Source organism: Dietzia sp. DQ12-76 (assembly GCF_014145045.1).
Lineage (GTDB): Bacteria > Actinomycetota > Actinomycetes > Mycobacteriales > Mycobacteriaceae > Dietzia.
The window spans coordinates 1-1,931 of record NZ_JAALDV010000140.1 but is presented as its reverse complement, the minus strand read 5'-3'; the positions used below and the strand labels follow the sequence as shown (position 1 = coordinate 1,931).

At 70.4% G+C, this 1,931-nt stretch carries 2 protein-coding genes; both read left to right on the top strand.

Annotated elements, in window-relative coordinates; all coding sequences use genetic code 11:
* Nucleotides 1-1,102: cytochrome P450 (locus G6019_RS05995; RefSeq protein WP_182627204.1), on the top strand; the 1,102-nt coding region annotated here is incomplete at its 5' end.
* Nucleotides 1,103-1,166: 64 nt separating this feature from the next.
* A complete protein-coding gene (locus G6019_RS05990) occupies nucleotides 1,167-1,778 on the top strand; it encodes a putative glycolipid-binding domain-containing protein (RefSeq protein WP_231750458.1) in 612 nt (203 codons plus the stop codon).
* Nucleotides 1,779-1,931: the final 153 nt, after the last annotated feature.

Sequence of the window (1,931 nt, the reverse complement as noted above, 5' to 3'; positions counted from 1 at the left end):
GCCCTCGGTGTTCCACGCGGGCAAGGGCAACGAACTCCTGCGGCCACTGCTCGGGGACCACTCACTGCTCCTGCAGGACGGTGACGAGCACGCGCGCGCCCGACGGCTCCTCGCTCCCGCGTTCGGACGTCGCGAGATCGAGGGGTACCGCTCGCTCGTCGAGGAGGTCACGACCGAGCAGTTGGACCGCTGGCCGCGGTCGGGTCGGGTCCGTGCGCACATCCTGTTCAACCAGCTCACCCTCGAGGTGATCCTGCGAGTGGTGTTCGGGGTCACGGACTCGGCCCGCCTCGACCGGATCCGGCCGATCGTCGCGCGGGCGGTGGACGCCGGGCCGGTGGTGATGATCGGCATGGGCATCCAGCCGCTGCGCCGGTTCCGACCGTGGAGTCGGCAGGTCCGGGATCTCGCGACCATCCACGCCTTCCTGGGTGAGGAGATCGAGGCGACCCGCCGGGATCCGGCACTGGGAGGGCGACGGGACCTGCTGGCACTGTTGGTGCGGGCGTCCGCCCAGGACGCGCAGGGGCTGTCCGATCAGGAACTGCGGGACCAGCTGATGACCCTGGTGGCCGCCGGCCACGAGACCACGGCCACCGCCATGGCGTGGTCGGTGCTCGAACTGGCCCGGCACCCCGGGATCCAGGACCGCTGTGTGTCCGAGATCGCCGCCGGTGGAACGGAGTACCTCGACGCCGTGCTCAAGGAGACGCTGAGGCTGCACCCGGTGGTCCCGATGGTGATGCGGGAGTTGCAGGAGCTCGCCACCGTCGGTGGTCGCACCTATCCGCGGGGGATGACCATCTCGCCGTCGATCATCCTGGCCCACCGTGCGCCGGCCGCCTATCCCGCTCCGAGGGTCTTCGACCCCGGTCGTTTCCTCGGCGACGTCCCGACCCCCACCACGTGGCTGCCCTTCGGCGGCGGGGCCCGGCGCTGCATCGGTGCGTCCTTCGCGATGATGGAGGGCGAGGTGATCCTGCGGCAGGTGTTGACGCGGTTCCGCCTCGAGCCCGTGGGCAGCGGCCGCGAATGGCCCAGGGCGCGGAACGTGACCCTGTATCCGTGGCGACGCGCACGCGTGGAGCTGCTCCCGAGGTGACGACGGTCAGCGACGACGGGAGGGTGATGTGCTTTTCGGTGCGGAGTTTCCTACCGTAGGAGAGGTGAACGCTTCCCAGTCGCCCTCGTCGCAGGTCGAAGCGCCGCGCGCCTCGGCCCCCCGCATGTACACGTGGATCTCCGAGACCGGCAGGGTGATCGAGCAGGTGAGAATCGTCCCGAAGGGCGACTTCTCCCGCGCCCACGGCCGGATCGTCTCCGCGGCGCATCCAGAACACCAGGCGTTCACCCTCGAGTACCAGGTGGAGCTCGGATCGGACCTGGCCCCGTGCCGGGTGCAGCTGACCGTCTCCACGGAGGAGTACGAGCGCACCATCGACCTGGTCCGTGACGACGAGGGTTCCTGGCTCCTGGACGACCCCTCCGACACCCGCTCCCGCGTCGGTGGCGCCGGTGTCGTCGACGTGGACGTGACCTACAGCGTGTTCTTCGCAAGTGTCATCAGCCGGCGGCTCGGGCTGCACTCGCAGCCGGGGTCGGTGGAGGAGCGGGTTCTCCGGGTGGACTCCCTCACCCTCGACGTCAGCGAGGACACGGTCACCTTCTCCAGCGACGACGAGAAGGTCCACGGGATCACGTCCACCGCCGCCACGAGCGCGACCGTCGACTCCGACGGGTTCATCATCGACGTGACCGGTCTCAGTCGGAGGGTCTGACCTCCAGTCCGGCGGCCCCGGCGGCGCGGAGTTCCGCGATCCAGCCCGGTGCCCCCGGCGTCACCGACACCGCCGAGTCCGGCCGAACCTCCTGCGCCGTCTCGTAGGCCCGCCGCGCCCAGTGCCCCTCGTCGACCAGCGCCCCGAGCGTCC